Source organism: Streptomyces lusitanus (assembly GCF_042647945.1).
GTDB lineage: Bacteria > Actinomycetota > Actinomycetes > Streptomycetales > Streptomycetaceae > Streptomyces > Streptomyces pseudogriseolus.
Map to the genome: position 1 here is coordinate 23,005 of NZ_JBHRWL010000009.1, position 14,252 is coordinate 37,256.

Below are 14,252 nucleotides of genomic sequence, written 5' to 3' on the forward strand. Positions count from 1 at the left end.
AGGGGTGTCGGGCGCTGCTGGGTGCTCTCAGCGCGCCGGACAGATGGCGCTGGACATGCGGCCGAGGTCGACGTGCCGCCGACTCACCAAGGCGATTCCAGTTCCAGGCATGACGGAAGCCTGGCACGGCCATCCGGAGGCAGTCCACCGTCGTCCGTCATGTGGACGCCCCTGTCCCGTCAGGCGAGACAAGGGTGTCCTTGGTCACACGCGGCGCGAGCGGTCTTGCCGGAGCCGCTCAGGCGGAGTACGCCCCCGGCCACGGGCCCGGCGTGGCCACGTCCGGCTCGTCCTCCACCGTGGTGTCGAACAGCCGGAAACCCCGCCGCAGATAGTTGTCCAGGGCGTGCTCGCCGTCCTTGCTGCACGTGTGCAGCCACACCCGCGCGGTCGGCTTCACCCCCGGCCGGCGGTCCGCCAGGTCCCAGGCGCGCGCCGCCCCGTACGACAGCAGGTGACCGCCCAGACGCCGGCCGCGGAAGGCGGGCAGCAGCCCGAAGTAGAGGATCTCCACGACCCCCTCGCCCTGCGCCTCCAGCTCCACGTACCCGGCCGGCGTGCCCCGGTCGTAGGCGACCCACGTCTCCACGCCCGGCCGCTCCAGATGCTCCTGCCACCGCGCGTACGACCAGCCCAGCCGGTCGGTCCAGCGGATGTCGCCCCCCACCGACGCGTACAGGAACCGGCTGAACTCGGGGGAGGGCACCTCGGAGCGGACCACCCGCACGTCCCCCTCGGGCACGGCGGCCGGACGGAGATCGGTGGGCGCGGTCTGCTCCAGGGACCAGGTGGTCACGGAGAGGGTCGTCATGTCCGAAAGACAACCATCCGGCCCGCACCCGTGTCGAACGCCTGCCCGGAGAACGGACAGCCCCTACCGCTCCAGCGCCTCGTCGACCGCCGCCAGCGGCAGCGCGAACAGCATCCGCCCCGACTGCGACCACACGTCCCCGGTCACCTGCCAGTACGACAGGGACGTCGCCGGCCCGCTCCAGCAGCGGTACGTCTCGTCCGCCCCGCAGCGCACCGGGTCCGCGCCCTCGGTGTCCTGCCGCCACAGCGTGCCGCGCTCCTCCGCCGCCCCCGCGGCGCGGCTCACGTACCAGTCGGACCCGTGCGCCAGCACCCCGCGCACCCGCGTCAGCTCCGTCTCGTACGCCGCGACCGGCTCCGGCCGCAGCAGCGCGCCCCGGTCCGGGCGCGGGCCGAACGCATACCGCCACAGCCGGGTCGGGCCCTCCTCGTCCGGGGCCGTCTCCTCGTGCACCACCAGACTGTCCGGCGCGGTGCCCCGGTCCAGGGCGAGCCCGCCGGGCCGCGGCGCGCCCGCGCCCGCCGTCCCGTAGGAGGCCACCGCCGGGAGCACGTACCGGGCGCCGGCCGCCGACCAGCCGCCGGGCACCCGCCCCACGGTCACGGCGTCCACCGTGGCCCGCTGCACCCGGTCCAGGTCGTACACGTACAGCGCCTCGCCCTCGCCCCGGCCGGCGGTGACGAGCAGCTTGTCCTGGTACCAGACCATGCCGGACACGTCGGAGCCCAGCCCGCGCAGGTCCCGCCCGCCGTCCACCGGCACGGCGAGCAGCGCCCAGGTGTAGCGCGGCGCGCGGCCGTCGTCGGCGGCCACGAAGGCGATCCGCGCGAGCCCCTGCTCGGCGGGCGTGCCGGTGGCGCGGGTCCAGCCGGACAGGACGACCCGGTGCGCACCCCAGCGGCCGTCCTCGTCGGCGTCCCCGGAGGTGGTGACCGCGCCGGCCCGCCAGCCCTCGGTGTCCCGCTCGGGCCAGCAGTACGCGGCGGTCACGGCCGGCTCGACGGGCAGCGCCCGCCGGTCGTCCTCCGTGCAGGCGCCGGCGTCCTGAAGCGTTCCGTCCGGGTCGGCGAGCACGGCGCCCACGCCCACGGCGGGGCCCATCGACGCGGTCAGCCGGTTCAGTTCGGCGCCGGGGACGGCGTGTTCGGTCAGTCGGAGGGGCGCGGTGTCGGCGGCCGCGGTGAGCGGCTTCAGCGCGCCGGGGTCGTCGGCGTCGGTGGCCTGCGAGGTGCTGATCATGGTGGCGGTCGCGGTGAGCGCCAGGGCGGTACCGGCCAGGGTGGCGCGCAGCGCTCTGCCTCTGCGGCGCCGGCGGTGTCGGCCGCGATGCTTCATGACGTCCTCCCGAGCGAGCCAACTGCGTCCGGTGATCCGCGGGTTGACCGTGGAGCAGAAGGGACGGCCCGTCCCCGGATGCTACGACAGCGAACGGCCGGACGGGACGAAGACCCCGCGATTTCCCGCGCGGACCGCCCACGGGCACGTACCCACGTACAGATGTACCCCGCCGGCGGGGCGGTTTCCGGCCAGATCCTCAGTGCGAGCCGTGCACCAGACCCGGGGCCGGCGCCGTACGCGGGAAGAGGTCCCCCGGGTTGTCCGGCAGCACCACCTCCACCTCGGCGGACTCCGTGAAGCGGTACGGGCGGTGCTCCAGCAGCGCCCCCAGATAGCGCCGTACGCGGGACATCTCCGCGCGGACCGTCACCGTGCGGGCCGGGTCGCCGAACACGTCGCGGGCCAGGTCGGCGGCGCTGCGGCCCGCCCGGTGCACCGCCAGCAGATACAGCAACTCGGCGTGCCGCGGACTCAGTTCACGCGTCCACGAACCGGCCCCGTCGGACACCCGCACCGACCGGCGGCGCGGCCCGCCCAGATCGAGCACGATCCGCGCGGCCGGCCGCGCCGACGGCTCGTCCGCCGCCCGCACCAGCCAGCCCCCGGCGAGCGGTTCGAGCGAGCACCGCCCCAGCGCCGGCAGCCACCGCTGGCCCGCGGACACCGACTTGGGCAGCGCCAGCCGCTCCACGTACGGCATCCCCGTCACCGCCGCCGTCCAGCCGTGCCGGTCCACCACCAGCGCCCGCCCCTCGGTCCGCGACAGCACCGGCGCGGCCACCGCGCGCAGCCGCTCCAGCGACCGCACGTGCATCTCCCGCAGCCGCGCCTCCGCCAGCTTCGCCACCGAGTCCACCCACGCCAGCGTCGCGGGATGCATGCTCTCCAGCGGCCCGCTCACGTCGACCACGCCGATCAGCCGCCCGTCCCGCGGGTCGGTGATGGGCGCGCCGGAACAGGTCCAGGTGGCGTGCGACCGTACGAAGTGCTCGGAGGCGAAGACCTGCACGGGCCGTCCCGTCACCGCGGGCGTGCCCACCCCGTTGGTGCCGACGACGTCCTCACGCCAGTCCGCGCCGATCTCGAAACCCAGCCCGTCCGCCTTGCGCAGCACCGGCGCGCTGCCCTCCCGCCACAGCACCCGGCCCTCGTCGTCGGCCACCACCATGATGTGGCGGGCGACGTCCGCGACCGACAACAGCCCCTCGCGCAGCACCGGCAGCACGTGCCGCAGCGGCGAGGCCTCCCGGCGCCGCCGCACCTCGTCCATCGAGAGCAGCCCGCTGCGCGAGCCGTGGTCCGGGTCCACGCCGCTGCGCAGCACCCGCTCCCAGGACTGCCCGATCACCGGGCGGGGAGGGACGGGCGCGGGCCGCCCCGACAGCGCGGCGTTACGGACCTCGTCGAGCACCCGCGCCGCGCGCACGGTGTCGACGGCGGCCAGATGCGACACGTCCATCGGCGAGAGCGCCACCGGACCTCCCGGAAGAAAACCTGTCGGAACCCATACTGCCGTCTGCCCGGGGCGCGGACGCTCAGTACCGACACGGAAACAGCAAGTTGCAACCCCTTGCAACTCTGGTGACGGAAGACGTCACTGTTTGAAACTTGAGCGACGCCGTCCCGAGCGGCGTGCACGGCTCTTCGGGAGCCCGTGGCGGCGGGGGTGGTGCCGTGTCGGCGCAGCACCACCCCCGTGGCATGCCACGGGGGGTACGGGGTGGGGTGCGCGTGGCGCGGGGGTGGGTTGACGTGCGTCGGCGGGTGCCGGGTGGTGGTGGCTGGTCGCGCAGTTCCTCGCGCCCCTTGGGGGTGGCTGGTCGCGCAGTTCCTCGCGCCCCTTGGGGGTGGCTGGTCGCGCAGTTCCCCGCGCCCCTTCAGGCGGCTTGGGTCACGGGGTTGGGTGGGCGCGGTTCGTGATCGATGTCAGGTCCAGGGTGTGGGGCAGGGTGCCGAACGCGGTGCCCGCGTCGCCGGCCAGGCGGCCCGCGCAGAACGCGTCCGCCACCTCCGGCGGCGCGTACCGCACCAGCAGCGACCCCTGGAGCACCAGCGCGAGCCGCTCCGTCAGCCGCCGTGCCCGGCCCTCGACGCCCTCCAGGTCCGCCAGCTCCGTCAGCAGGCCCTTGATCGCCGCGTCCAGCCGGTGGTCCGCCCCGCGCGCCCGGCCGACCTCACGGAGATACGCGTCCAGCGTCGCCGGGTCGCGCAGCGCCCGCAGCACGTCGAGCGCCTGCACGTTGCCCGCGCCCTCCCAGATGGAGTTCAGCGGCGACTCCCGCACCAGCCGGGGCATCCCCGACTCCTCGACGTAGCCGTTGCCGCCGAGGCACTCCGCCGCCTCCACCGCGACCGGCGCGCACCGCTTGGTCACCCAGTACTTCGCGGCCGGCACCGCGATCCGCAGCAGCGCCCGCTCCTGCTCGCCGTCGTCGTCGTACGCCGCCGCCAGCCGCATGGCCAGCGTGGTCGCCGCCTCCGACTCCAGCGCAAGATCGGCCAGCACGTTGCGCATGAGCGGCTTGTCGAGCAGCTTCCCGCCGAACGCCTCCCGGTGCGCGCAGTGGTGCACCGCCTGCGCCACGGCCTGCCGCATCAGCCCCGCCGAGCCCAGCACGCAGTCGAGCCGCGTGGCCGCCACCATCCCGATGATGGTGCGCACTCCGCGCCCCTCCTCGCCGACCCGGCGCGCCCACGTCCCGTCGAACTCGACCTCGGCGGAGGCGTTGGAGCGGTTGCCCAGCTTGTCCTTGAGCCGCTGAAGGGCGAACACGTTGCGGCTGCCGTCCTCCAGCACCCGCGGCACCAGGAAGCAGGTCAGCCCGCCGGGCGCCTGCGCCAGCACCAGGAAGGCGTCCGACATCGGCGCCGAGCAGAACCACTTGTGCCCGGTCAGCGCGTACGTCCCGTCCTCGGCGAGCGGCCGCGCGGCCGTCGTGTTGGCCCGGACGTCGCTGCCGCCCTGCTTCTCGGTCATCCCCATCCCGAACAGCGCGCCGGGCTTCTGCCCGGCCGGCCGCAGGGCGCGGTCGTAGATCACGGACGTCAGCCGGGGCTCCCACTCGGCGGCCAGCTCCGGGTCGGCGCGCAGCGCGGGCACCGCCGCGTGCGTCATCGACAGCGGGCAGCAGGTGCCCGCGTCCACCTGCGTCCACATCAGGAAGGCCGCCGCCCGCCGCACATGCCCGCCGGGCCGGCCCCAGGCCGCCGTCAGCCCCGCCGAGACGCCCTTGCCGAGCAGCCGGTGCCAGGCGGGGTGGAAGTCGACCTCGTCGATCCGGTGGCCGTACCGGTCGTGGGTGCGCAGCCGGGGCGGGTTCTCGTCGGCCTGCACCCCCCACTCCCGCACCTGAGCGGACCCGCACGTGCGCCCGAGGGCCGACAGCTCCGCCAGCCCGTCCTTCCGGGCCTCGGGCGACAGGTGCCGCTCGACCGCCTCCAGCAGGGCCCGGTCCGAGCCGAACACGTCGTACTGCACGAGCGGCGGAACCTGGTTGGTCACGGTGTGCGTGCTGCCTGCCATGGGGCGAACCTACCCCGCACCCCGCCCCGCCTCACGCGAGGACCGGGCCTGTGGGTGAGTGGGGCCGGGCATGGCGGATACCTTTGGTTCGTGCAGCCAGCAAGTGAATCCCCCGACGCGCCCTCCGGTCGCCTCCACAGGGCCCGCGCCCTGTACCGGAACGTCTCCAAACGCAGGACCGCCTGGCTGCTGCTCAAGGACACCGTCAACTCGTGCATGGAGTACCGCATCCTGGGCCTGGCGGCCGAGGCGGCGTTCTTCACGCTGCTGTCGGTGCCCCCGCTGCTGCTCAGCCTGATCGGCCTGCTCGGTTACGTCGACGCCTGGACCGGCGCGGACACCATCCAGAGCGTGCAGCGCAACCTGCTGGACGCCTCCCGCACGGTCCTGTCCGACCGGGGGGTGCGGGAGGTCGCGGAGCCGATCCTGCGGGACGTCACCAAGGGCGGCCGGCCCGACGTGATCTCCCTGGGCTTCCTGATCGCCGTCTGGTCGGGCTCCCGCGCGGTGAACGTGTTCATCGAGACCATCACCGTCATGTACGGCCTCGACGGCGTCCGGGGCATCGTCAAGACCCGGCTGCTCGCCTTCCTGCTGTTCATCGTGGCCCTGCTGATCGGCTCGGTCGCGCTGCCGCTGATGGTCGCGGGACCGGACGCGGTGGTGGACGTCGTGCCGTGGTCGACGACCGTCGTGCAGATCCTCTACTGGCCGGTCGTCATCCTGCTCTCCGTGGCCTTCCTGACCACGCTCTACCACGTGTCCGTGCCCGTACGGTCTCCCTGGATCGAGGACGTGCCGGGCGCGCTGGTCGCCCTCGCCATGTGGGTGCTCGGCAGCTTCCTGCTGCGCATCTACCTCACCAGCACCGTCGAGGGCCCCACCATCTACGGCTCCCTCGCCGCGCCCGTGGCCGTGCTGCTGTGGATCGGCGTGTCCGCGTTCGCCGTGCTCGTCGGGGCGGCCGTCAACGCGGCCATCGACCGGGTGTGGCCGGCCGCCGCCACCGCCGCGGCCCGCGAGGCCAACGAGCGGCAGCGGCAGGCGCAGGTCGCCGAGTACGTCGCCCGCACCACCGCGTCCGGGGACGCGGACCCCGACATGCCCTCCGAGTTCCCCGAACGCTGGTCCCGCTTCCTGCCCCCCGAGGACGTCACGGGCCGCCTCCGCACCCACGTGAAGTCCACGCACCAGAGAAACGGGGAGGGCCCGGACCACGAGGACAAATGACCCGCCCCTCTCAGTCCCTCCGGTGTTTGAGGAGCGGGGTCCGGGGCGGAGCCCCGGGGACGGGACGGGAAGGGGCGGCGGGGGCGAAAAACCCCCGGCTCACGCCCCCCACACCCCGGCCCCCACCCCCTCCGCCACGAACGCGCCGAAATCCCGCGCCTCCCGCCCCAACACCCGCCGAACCCCGTCCTCCACCCGCGCATTGCGCCCATCCAGCAGGGTCGCGAACAGCTCGACGAGGAACCCGGCCTCCCCGTCCGGCACCCCGAACCCGGCCAGCGCCTGACGGTAGGCGTCCACGGGCACCGCCCGATACACCAACGGCCGCCCCACCGCCCCCGCGATCTCCCCCACCGCCTCCCCCCACGTCAACAACCGCGGCCCCGTCACGGACACCGTCCGCCCGGCATACCGCTCCCCACCCGCCACCGCGGCCACCACCACCTCCGCGACGTCCCGCACGTCCACGAACGGCTCCGCCACCTCACCCGCCGGGAACACCAGCTCCCCGCCCCGCACCCCCTCCGCCAGCGGCCCCTCGCTGAAGTTCTGCGCGAACCACGCCGACCGCACCACCGTCCAGTCCGCGCCGGACGCCCGCAGCGCCTCCTCCGTGGGCAGCGCCTGGTCCTCGCCCCGCGCCGACAACAGCACCAGCCGCCGCATCCCCACGCCGAGGGCCGTTTCCGCCAGCCCGGCCACCGCCTCCGCCGTCCCGGGCGCGCCCACGTCGGCCGGGTGCACCAGATACGCCGCGTCGGCCCCGCGCAGCGCGCCCTCCCACGTCGTACGGTCCGCCCAGTCGAAGCCGGTCGCCCGTGACGCCGCCCGCACCGTCATCCCGGCCGCCGCCGCGGCCCGCGCCACCCGGCTCCCGGTACGCCCCGAGGCCCCGGTGACCACCAGCGTCATGTCCTTCGCACGCGTCTTCTCGCCCATGTCCGTGTCCCTGACCATGTCCGTGTCCCCGTCCGTGCCCAAGTCCTTGACCATGTCTCCGAGTCAACCGCCGTGCCGCGCGCGGAACCATCGTCGAGCGGCGCGCTCGCATACGCCCGCGTCTACGCTGACCCCATGGACGCACTCACCGGTCTGCTGGAGGGGCCCCGAGCCCGGGGCGCGTTCATGATCCGGGCGTGCTTCGACCCGCCGTGGGCGGTGCGGGTGGAGGACCGCGCCCCGCTGACGGTGATGCTCCTCGTACGCGGCGACGCCTGGCTGCTGCCCGACCGGGGCGAACCGGTCCGGCTGCGCGCCGGCGACCTCGCCGTCGCGCGCGGCCCCGACCCGTACACCTGCGCCGACGCCGCCGGCACCGCGCCGCAGGCGCTGATCCTGCCCGGCGGACAGTGCCACTACCCCGACGGGCGGCCCCTCAACGGTTCGATGGACCTCGGCGTCCGCGCCTGGGGCGACCGCCCCGACAGCGGGACCGTGCTGCTCATCGGCACCTACCAGATGCGCGGCGAGATCGGCGGCCGGCTGCTGGACGCGCTGCCGCCGCTGCTCTCCCTCGGCGCCGACGTGTGGGAGTGCCCGCTCACCCCGCTGTTGATGCAGGAGGTCGCGCGGGACGCACCCGGCCAGGAGGTCGTCCTGGACCGGCTGCTCGACCTCCTCGTCATCGCCGCTCTGCGGGCCTGGTTCGCGCGCCCCGAGGCGGAGCCGCCCGCCTGGTACGAGGCCCTGTCCGACCCGGTCGTGGGGCCGGTGCTGCGTCTCATCCAGGACGACCCGGCCCGCCCGTGGACCGTCGCCGGGCTCGCGGAGAAGGCCGGCGTCTCCCGGGCCGCGCTGGCCCGCCGCTTCACCCGGCTCGTCGGCGAACCCCCGATGTCCTACCTCACCGGCTGGCGTCTCGCCCTCGCCGCCGACCGGCTGCGCGACACCGACGACACCCTCGCCGCCATCGCCCGTCAGGTCGGCTACGGCAGCGCCTTCGCCCTCTCCACGGCCTTCAAGCGGGCCTTCGACGTCAGTCCGCAGGAGTGGCGGACCAGGGCCGCCGCGTAGCCTGGAGCCGTGTACAGGGAGCGCGCGTCACGGCTGCCGGGCGCGGCCGTGTGGACCAGCACCCCCTCCGTCTCCGGCGACGAGGGGCCGGGCCGGGTGCTGCCCGACGGGTGCATGGACCTGCTGTGGCACGGCGGCCGCCTGCTGGTCGCGGGCCCCGACACCCGCGCGCACACCGCCGGCGCCGCGAGCCTCTGGGCCGGCGTCCGCTTCCACCCCGGCACCGCACCCGCGCTGCTGGGCGTGCCGGCCCACGAACTGCGCGACCGCCGCGTGGACCTGGCCGACCTGTGGCCGGCGGCGGACGTACGGCGCGCGACCGCCCGCGTGCACGCGGCGGACCACCCGGCGCGCGGCCTGGAGGACGTCGCCCTCGCCCTGGCCGCGTCGGCCGCCCCGCCCGACCCGCTGCTCGCCCGCCTGGTCGCGGCGCTCGACGCGGGCCGCCCGGTCGCCGCGACCGCCGACGAACTCGGCCTCGGCGCCCGCCAGTTGCACCGCCGCTCGCTCACCGCCTTCGGCTACGGCCCCAAGACCCTGGCCCGCGTCCTGCGCATGCGCCGCGCCCTGGCCCTGGCCCGCGCGGGCGTCCCCTTCGCCGAGACCGCGGCCCGCGCCGGTTACGCGGACCAGCCCCATCTGTCGCGTGAGGTACGGAGCTTGACGGGGCTGGCGCTGCGGGAGCTGGTGCCGCCCGACGCGGGTCCCTGAACACGGCGTCCTGGCTCCTGCTTCCCGCTGCCGACGGAGGTCGTCAGAGGGTGATGACGATCTTGCCCCGCACATGGCGGTCCGCCTGGAGCGCGGCCGCGCGGCGGACCTCCTCGACCGGGAACGTCGCCGCGAGCGGCACCCGCAGCCGGCCGGCCGCGACCAGGCCCGCGATCTCCTCCAGGGCGCCGGGAGGGGAGGACGCGCCGTTGGCCGCCGTCACGCCGTCGACCTGCGCGGCGATGGTGCAGATACGGCTGTCCGGGACGCCGAGCTCCCGGGCGACGTGCACCGTCTCCGTCCCGTACAGGTCGACGGCGGCGGTGATGCCGCCGGGTGCGAGCGCCCGTACCCGGTCGGCCAGGCCCTCCCCGTAGACGACCGGTTCGGCCCCGAGGCCGCGCAGATGGCCGGCCGACTCCGCCGAGCCCGTGCCGATGACCCGCGCTCCCGCGATCCGCGCCAGCTGGACGGCGAACACGCCGACCCCGCCCCCGGCGCCGCCGATCAGCACGGTGTCGTCCGGGCCGGGTGCGACCGCCGCGAGCGCGGCGGACGCCGTGCGGCCCGCGATCGTGAGGGTGGCGGCGGTGCGGTCGTCGACGCCGTCGGGCGTGTGGTGGACCTCGTCCGCCGCGGTCTTCCCGGTCGCGTCGACCACCACGGCGTCGGCGACCGCGCGGGACAGGGCGCCGCCGAACACCCGGTCGCCGGGGGCGAAGCCGGTCACCCCGTCACCGACCTGGTCGACCACGCCCGCGTAGTCGGTGCCGAACCCGGCCGGCAGGGTCAGGCCGAACCGGGCGGCGGTGTCCGCGTCGGCGGTGATGATCCAGTCCATCGGGTTCAGCCCGGCCGCCGTGACCCGCACCCGGACCTGCCCGGGACCGGCCTGCGGCTCGGGGACCCCGCGCACCTCCAGCAGCTCGGGCCCGCCGAACGCGTCCAGCTGGACCGCCCGCACCGCGCCGCGGCCGGCCGTCCCGTCGCCGCCCACGGGCGGCTGCTCGCTCTGTGTCTGCATGTGCCCTGTCTCCTTGGGCCGAGTGGACGTCATGGAAACGGAGTACGCTCCGTTTACATGAGCGACCATAACATAAACGGAGCGCGCTCCGTTTCCGGCCGCGCGGAGGCCCGCCCGCCGCGGGCGGACGCCGCGCGCAACCGTGAGCAGCTGCTCGCCGTGGCGACCCGTGTCTTCATGGCGACCGGCAAGGAACCCTCGATGCGCGCGATCGCCCAGGAGGCCGGGGTCGGCATCGCCACGCTCTACCGGCACTTCCCGACCCGCGAGTCCCTGGTCGACGCCGTCTACCAGGACCAGGTCGAACGGCTGACGGCCGGCGCCCGCGACCTGCTCGCCGAGCTGCCCCCGGCCACGGCGACGCGGCGCTGGATGGACCTCTTCGGCGACTGGATCGCCACCAAGAACGGCATGCTCGACACGCTGCTCGCGATGATCGACGCCGGCGAGATCGCCCACGCCCGGACCCGGACCGAGCTGCTGACCGCCCTCACCGCCCTCCTCGACGCCGGCCGCGCGGCGGGCGACCTCCGCGCCGACGTCACCGCGGAGGACGTCGCCGCCGCGCTCATCGGCGTGTTCACCGTGGCCCCCCGGCCCGCGAGCGAGGCCAGGGCCGCCCGCCTGCTGGACCTGCTGATGGACGGCCTGCGGCCCCCGCGCTGAGCGGACGGTGTCACCGGCCGCCCGCGGGGAGCGGTGCGAACAGGTCGACCCCGTTGCCGTCCGGGTCGAGCACGACCGCGTACCGCTGCCCCCACACCGCGTCCCACGGCTTCAGCTCGGCGCGGACGCCGGCCTCCACCAGCTCCGCGAACAGCGCGTCGACCTCCGCGGGTCCCTCGCACCGCACGGCCAGCGAGGTGCGGCCCCCGCCCGCCGGCGGCCGCCACTGGGCGTGGAACGACCGGACGACCTCCTCGGTGTCCAGCAACAGCCGCATCCCGCCCGGCAGTTCCGCCTCCACATGTCCCTCCGCCTCGGCCCCTTCCGGGAACACCAGCCCGAGCCGCCGGTAGAAGGCGACGGAGGCGGCCATGTCCGAGACGACCATTCCGATGGCATCGAATCGTGTGCTCATGCGGCCGACGGTAGGGCGGGCGCCGGCCGGACGTCTTGAACGAATCGGACACCGGGCGCGCCCCAGATGTCATGGGCGGGCGCCCCCCGGCCGGCCGTCACCGCAGGCGCGGGGCCCGGCGGCCCACGGGTCGCGCACGCGCGCGTAGGCTCCGGCGCATGGCCGATCCCGCGCTCCTCGTCTACACCCGCACCACCGGCTACCGGCACGACTCCATCCCCGCCGGCGTCGCCGCCCTGCGCGGCCTCGGCGGCTTCGAGGTCCACGCCCACGAGGACCCGGCCGCGCTCGAGGAGCCGCTCGAGAAGTACGCGGCGGTCGTGTTCCTCTCCACCAGCGGCGAGGTGCTCACCCCGGCCGGCCGTGAGCGGCTCGCGGCGTACGTCGAGGGCGGCGGCGGGTTCGCGGGCGTGCACGCGGCGACCTGCACCGAGGACGACTGGCCCTACTACGGCGAACTCCTCGCCGCCCGCTTCGCCGGCCACCCCCCGGTCCAGCCCGGCCGCGCCCTCGTCGAGGACCGCGACCACCCGGCGACCCGGCACCTGCCTCCCGTCTGGGAGGTGACCGACGAGTGGTACGACTTCCACGCCAGCCCGCGTCCGTCCGCGCACGTCCTGCTCTCCGCCGACGAGTCGTCGTACGCCGGCGGCGCCATGGGCGACGACCACCCGCTGGCCTGGTGCCGCACCCAGGGCGCGGGCCGCGTCTTCTACACCGCCCTCGGCCACCCCGCCGAGGCCTACGCCGACCCGCTCTTCCTCGACCATCTGCGCGGCGGGATCAGCTGGGCCGCGGCCCGCTGAGCCCCCCTCCGCCGGAGCCCCGCGGGGCTCCGGCGGATCGAGCAGCACGCCGGACGGGCAGGAATACCCGTGAACGGCAGGGCGCTCTTGTTGTTACCGGCGGGTTCGGTCCGAAGGGTGGTGGGCTCATGGCGGAGGAGCGGGAGTACCCGGTGGCCTCGACGGCGTACGGTGCCGTGCGCGGGCGGTGGGAGAAGGGTGTCGCCGTGTTCCGGGGCATCCCCTACGCGGCGCCCCCGTTCGGACCGCGCCGCTTCCGGCCGCCCGTCCCGCCGGAGCCCTGGGACGGTGTGCGCGACGCCGGCGCGTTCGGGCCCACCGCGCCGAAACCGCCGTACTCCCCGGCCTTCGCCGAGTACCTCTCCGACCCCGACATCGAGGGCGACGACTGTCTCAACCTGAACGTCTGGACCCCCGACCCGGCACCGGGCGCCCGGCTGCCGGTCCTGGTGTGGCTGCACGGCGGCGCGCTGACCAGAGGCTCCTCCGCCGTCCCGGTGTACGACGGCAGCACCTTCGCCCGCGACGGCGTCGTCTTCGTCTCCCTCAACTACCGCCTCGGCGTCGAGGGGTACGGCCTCTTCCCGGACGCCCCCGCCAACCCCGGCTTGCGCGACCAGCTCGCCGCGCTCGCATGGGTGCACGCGTCCATAGCCGCGTTCGGCGGCGACCCCGGCCGGGTGACCCTGGCCGGCCAGTCCGCCGGAGCCATCAGCGCGGGCGCGCTCGTCGCCGCCCCCCAGTCGCAGGGGCTGATACGGCAGGCCGTCCTGCAGAGCGGACCGCCCGAGACCACGGAGCGGGACAAGGTGCGGCGCGTGGTCCGCCGGATGGCCGCCCGCCTCAAGGTGCCCGCCACCGCCGAGGCCTTCGCCGCCGTCGACCGCGAGCAGCTGCTGCGCGCCCAGGCGGACGTCGGGCGGCTGAGCAGCCCGGTGCTCGGCGGTCCGGCCTTCGGCATCGTCGTCGACGGGGACCTGGTCCCGCGCGACCCCCTGGACGCCCTCACCGACGGCGCGGCCCCCGGCGTCACCCTGATGACCGGCTGGACCCGCGACGAGTACCGGCTCTGGCTGGTCCCCGGCGGCCTGACGGAACGCGTCGACCGGCTCGGCGCGGTCGCCCTGGCCGGGGCCATGGCCCGCTGCCGCTGCGGCAGCGAGGTCCCGCGCGGCTACCGCGCCCTGCACCCCGGCGCCGGCACCGCCGAGACCGTCGGCCAGATGGTCACCGACCACCTGCTGCGCAACCCCCTGCACCGGCTGTCCGACGGCCGCGCGGAACCCTCGTACGTCTACGAGTTCGCCTGGCCCTCGGAGCGACCCGGCATGGGCGCCTGTCACGCCCTGGAGCTGGGCTTCGTCTTCGACAGCGGTGACAGCCCCGACGCCCGCAAGCTCGCCGGCGAGGGCGCCCCGCGGGAACTGGCGGACGCCATGCACGGGGCGTGGGTACGGTTCGTCACCGACGGCGACCCCGGCTGGGAGCCGTGGGGTCCGCACCACCCGGTCCAGGTGTACGGCGACGGCGCCCCGCACGTCGTGCACGGCCTCCGCGACCGCGAACTGGCCCTGTGGACCGCCGCCCCCGACGGCGAGCGGGCCCCGCGCACCCGGCAGTCGCCGGAACTCCGTGCGGTCGTCCGCCGGCTCCGCCGCAGCGGGGCGCTGCGCCGTACCTGAGACCTCCGGGGGCGCTGCGCCGCGCCTGAG

Annotated in this window: 14 protein-coding genes; 6 read left to right on the forward strand and 8 right to left on the reverse strand. The window is 75.5% G+C overall.

The window, feature by feature from the left end; all coding sequences use genetic code 11:
- Positions 1–27: 27 nt before the first annotated feature.
- From ACFOSY_RS15715 to ACFOSY_RS15735, 5 genes are all read right to left on the reverse strand, one after another.
- The gene (locus ACFOSY_RS15715) at positions 28–111 is read right to left on the reverse strand and encodes a putative leader peptide (protein WP_310887545.1); all 84 of its coding nucleotides are present in this window, start codon (positions 109–111) and stop codon (positions 28–30) included.
- Between the two features lie 127 nt (positions 112–238).
- Positions 239–811: a GNAT family N-acetyltransferase gene (locus ACFOSY_RS15720; RefSeq protein ID WP_394307434.1), complete on the reverse strand. Its 573-nt coding sequence runs from the start codon at positions 809–811 to the stop codon at positions 239–241.
- 63 nt (positions 812–874) lie between these two features.
- Positions 875–2,149: a hypothetical protein gene (locus tag ACFOSY_RS15725; protein WP_394307435.1), complete on the reverse strand. Its 1,275-nt coding sequence runs from the start codon at positions 2,147–2,149 to the stop codon at positions 875–877.
- A gap of 199 nt (positions 2,150–2,348) precedes the next feature.
- Positions 2,349–3,611 (reverse strand): GAF domain-containing protein, encoded by a 1,263-nt coding sequence (locus ACFOSY_RS15730; RefSeq protein WP_394307750.1) that lies wholly within the window; start codon positions 3,609–3,611, stop codon positions 2,349–2,351.
- 432 nt (positions 3,612–4,043) lie between these two features.
- A complete protein-coding gene (locus ACFOSY_RS15735) occupies positions 4,044–5,675 on the reverse strand; it encodes an acyl-CoA dehydrogenase family protein (protein ID WP_394307436.1) in 1,632 nt (543 codons plus the stop codon).
- A gap of 90 nt (positions 5,676–5,765) precedes the next feature.
- Between ACFOSY_RS15735 and ACFOSY_RS15740 the strand changes: the two genes are divergently transcribed.
- On the forward strand, positions 5,766–6,905 hold the full coding sequence (locus ACFOSY_RS15740; protein ID WP_394307437.1) for a YihY/virulence factor BrkB family protein: 1,140 nt from the start codon (positions 5,766–5,768) through the stop codon (positions 6,903–6,905).
- Between the two features lie 99 nt (positions 6,906–7,004).
- Here ACFOSY_RS15740 and ACFOSY_RS15745 read toward each other — a convergent pair whose 3' ends face one another.
- On the reverse strand, positions 7,005–7,844 hold the full coding sequence (locus ACFOSY_RS15745; protein WP_394307751.1) for an NmrA family NAD(P)-binding protein: 840 nt from the start codon (positions 7,842–7,844) through the stop codon (positions 7,005–7,007).
- Between the two features lie 135 nt (positions 7,845–7,979).
- On the opposite strand from ACFOSY_RS15745, the gene ACFOSY_RS15750 reads away from it, so the two are divergent.
- Complete coding sequence (locus ACFOSY_RS15750; protein WP_394307438.1) at positions 7,980–8,918, forward strand: AraC family transcriptional regulator; 939 nt, start codon at positions 7,980–7,982, stop codon at positions 8,916–8,918.
- A 9-nt stretch (positions 8,919–8,927) separates the two neighbouring features.
- Entirely contained in the window at positions 8,928–9,629 is a 702-nt protein-coding gene (locus ACFOSY_RS15755; protein WP_394307439.1) for a helix-turn-helix domain-containing protein, read from the forward strand.
- A gap of 43 nt (positions 9,630–9,672) precedes the next feature.
- Here the strand turns inward: ACFOSY_RS15755 and ACFOSY_RS15760 are convergent, their stop codons facing one another.
- The gene (locus ACFOSY_RS15760; RefSeq protein WP_394307440.1) at positions 9,673–10,653 is read right to left on the reverse strand and encodes an NADP-dependent oxidoreductase; all 981 of its coding nucleotides are present in this window, start codon (positions 10,651–10,653) and stop codon (positions 9,673–9,675) included.
- 57 nt (positions 10,654–10,710) lie between these two features.
- Between ACFOSY_RS15760 and ACFOSY_RS15765 the strand changes: the two genes are divergently transcribed.
- Complete coding sequence (locus ACFOSY_RS15765; RefSeq protein ID WP_394307441.1) at positions 10,711–11,319, forward strand: TetR/AcrR family transcriptional regulator; 609 nt, start codon at positions 10,711–10,713, stop codon at positions 11,317–11,319.
- A 10-nt stretch (positions 11,320–11,329) separates the two neighbouring features.
- Here ACFOSY_RS15765 and ACFOSY_RS15770 read toward each other — a convergent pair whose 3' ends face one another.
- Entirely contained in the window at positions 11,330–11,734 is a 405-nt protein-coding gene (locus tag ACFOSY_RS15770) for a VOC family protein (protein WP_394307442.1), read from the reverse strand.
- 158 nt (positions 11,735–11,892) lie between these two features.
- Between ACFOSY_RS15770 and ACFOSY_RS15775 the strand changes: the two genes are divergently transcribed.
- Together ACFOSY_RS15775 and ACFOSY_RS15780 are read left to right on the forward strand one after the other, a co-directional pair.
- On the forward strand, positions 11,893–12,540 hold the full coding sequence (locus ACFOSY_RS15775; protein WP_394307443.1) for a ThuA domain-containing protein: 648 nt from the start codon (positions 11,893–11,895) through the stop codon (positions 12,538–12,540).
- A gap of 128 nt (positions 12,541–12,668) precedes the next feature.
- Complete coding sequence (locus ACFOSY_RS15780; RefSeq protein WP_394307444.1) at positions 12,669–14,222, forward strand: carboxylesterase/lipase family protein; 1,554 nt, start codon at positions 12,669–12,671, stop codon at positions 14,220–14,222.
- Positions 14,223–14,252 lie beyond the last annotated feature (30 nt).

Excerpts from the sequence above, each read along its gene's own strand:
- ACFOSY_RS15745 (WP_394307751.1), bottom strand. The coding sequence starts at position 7,844 with ATGGGCGAGAAGACGCGTGCGAAGGACATGACGCTGGTGGTCACCGGG.
- ACFOSY_RS15775 (WP_394307443.1), top strand. The coding sequence starts at position 11,893 with ATGGCCGATCCCGCGCTCCTCGTCTACACCCGCACCACCGGCTACCGG.
- ACFOSY_RS15730 (WP_394307750.1), bottom strand. The coding sequence starts at position 3,611 with ATGGACGTGTCGCATCTGGCCGCCGTCGACACCGTGCGCGCGGCGCGG.
- ACFOSY_RS15735 (WP_394307436.1), bottom strand. The coding sequence starts at position 5,675 with ATGGCAGGCAGCACGCACACCGTGACCAACCAGGTTCCGCCGCTCGTG.
- ACFOSY_RS15715 (WP_310887545.1), bottom strand. The coding sequence starts at position 111 with ATGCCTGGAACTGGAATCGCCTTGGTGAGTCGGCGGCACGTCGACCTC.
- ACFOSY_RS15750 (WP_394307438.1), top strand. The coding sequence starts at position 7,980 with ATGGACGCACTCACCGGTCTGCTGGAGGGGCCCCGAGCCCGGGGCGCG.
- ACFOSY_RS15780 (WP_394307444.1), top strand. The coding sequence starts at position 12,669 with ATGGCGGAGGAGCGGGAGTACCCGGTGGCCTCGACGGCGTACGGTGCC.
- ACFOSY_RS15765 (WP_394307441.1), top strand. The coding sequence starts at position 10,711 with ATGAGCGACCATAACATAAACGGAGCGCGCTCCGTTTCCGGCCGCGCG.
- ACFOSY_RS15760 (WP_394307440.1), bottom strand. The coding sequence starts at position 10,653 with ATGCAGACACAGAGCGAGCAGCCGCCCGTGGGCGGCGACGGGACGGCC.
- ACFOSY_RS15720 (WP_394307434.1), bottom strand. The coding sequence starts at position 811 with ATGACGACCCTCTCCGTGACCACCTGGTCCCTGGAGCAGACCGCGCCC.
- ACFOSY_RS15770 (WP_394307442.1), bottom strand. The coding sequence starts at position 11,734 with ATGAGCACACGATTCGATGCCATCGGAATGGTCGTCTCGGACATGGCC.
- ACFOSY_RS15725 (WP_394307435.1), bottom strand. The coding sequence starts at position 2,149 with ATGAAGCATCGCGGCCGACACCGCCGGCGCCGCAGAGGCAGAGCGCTG.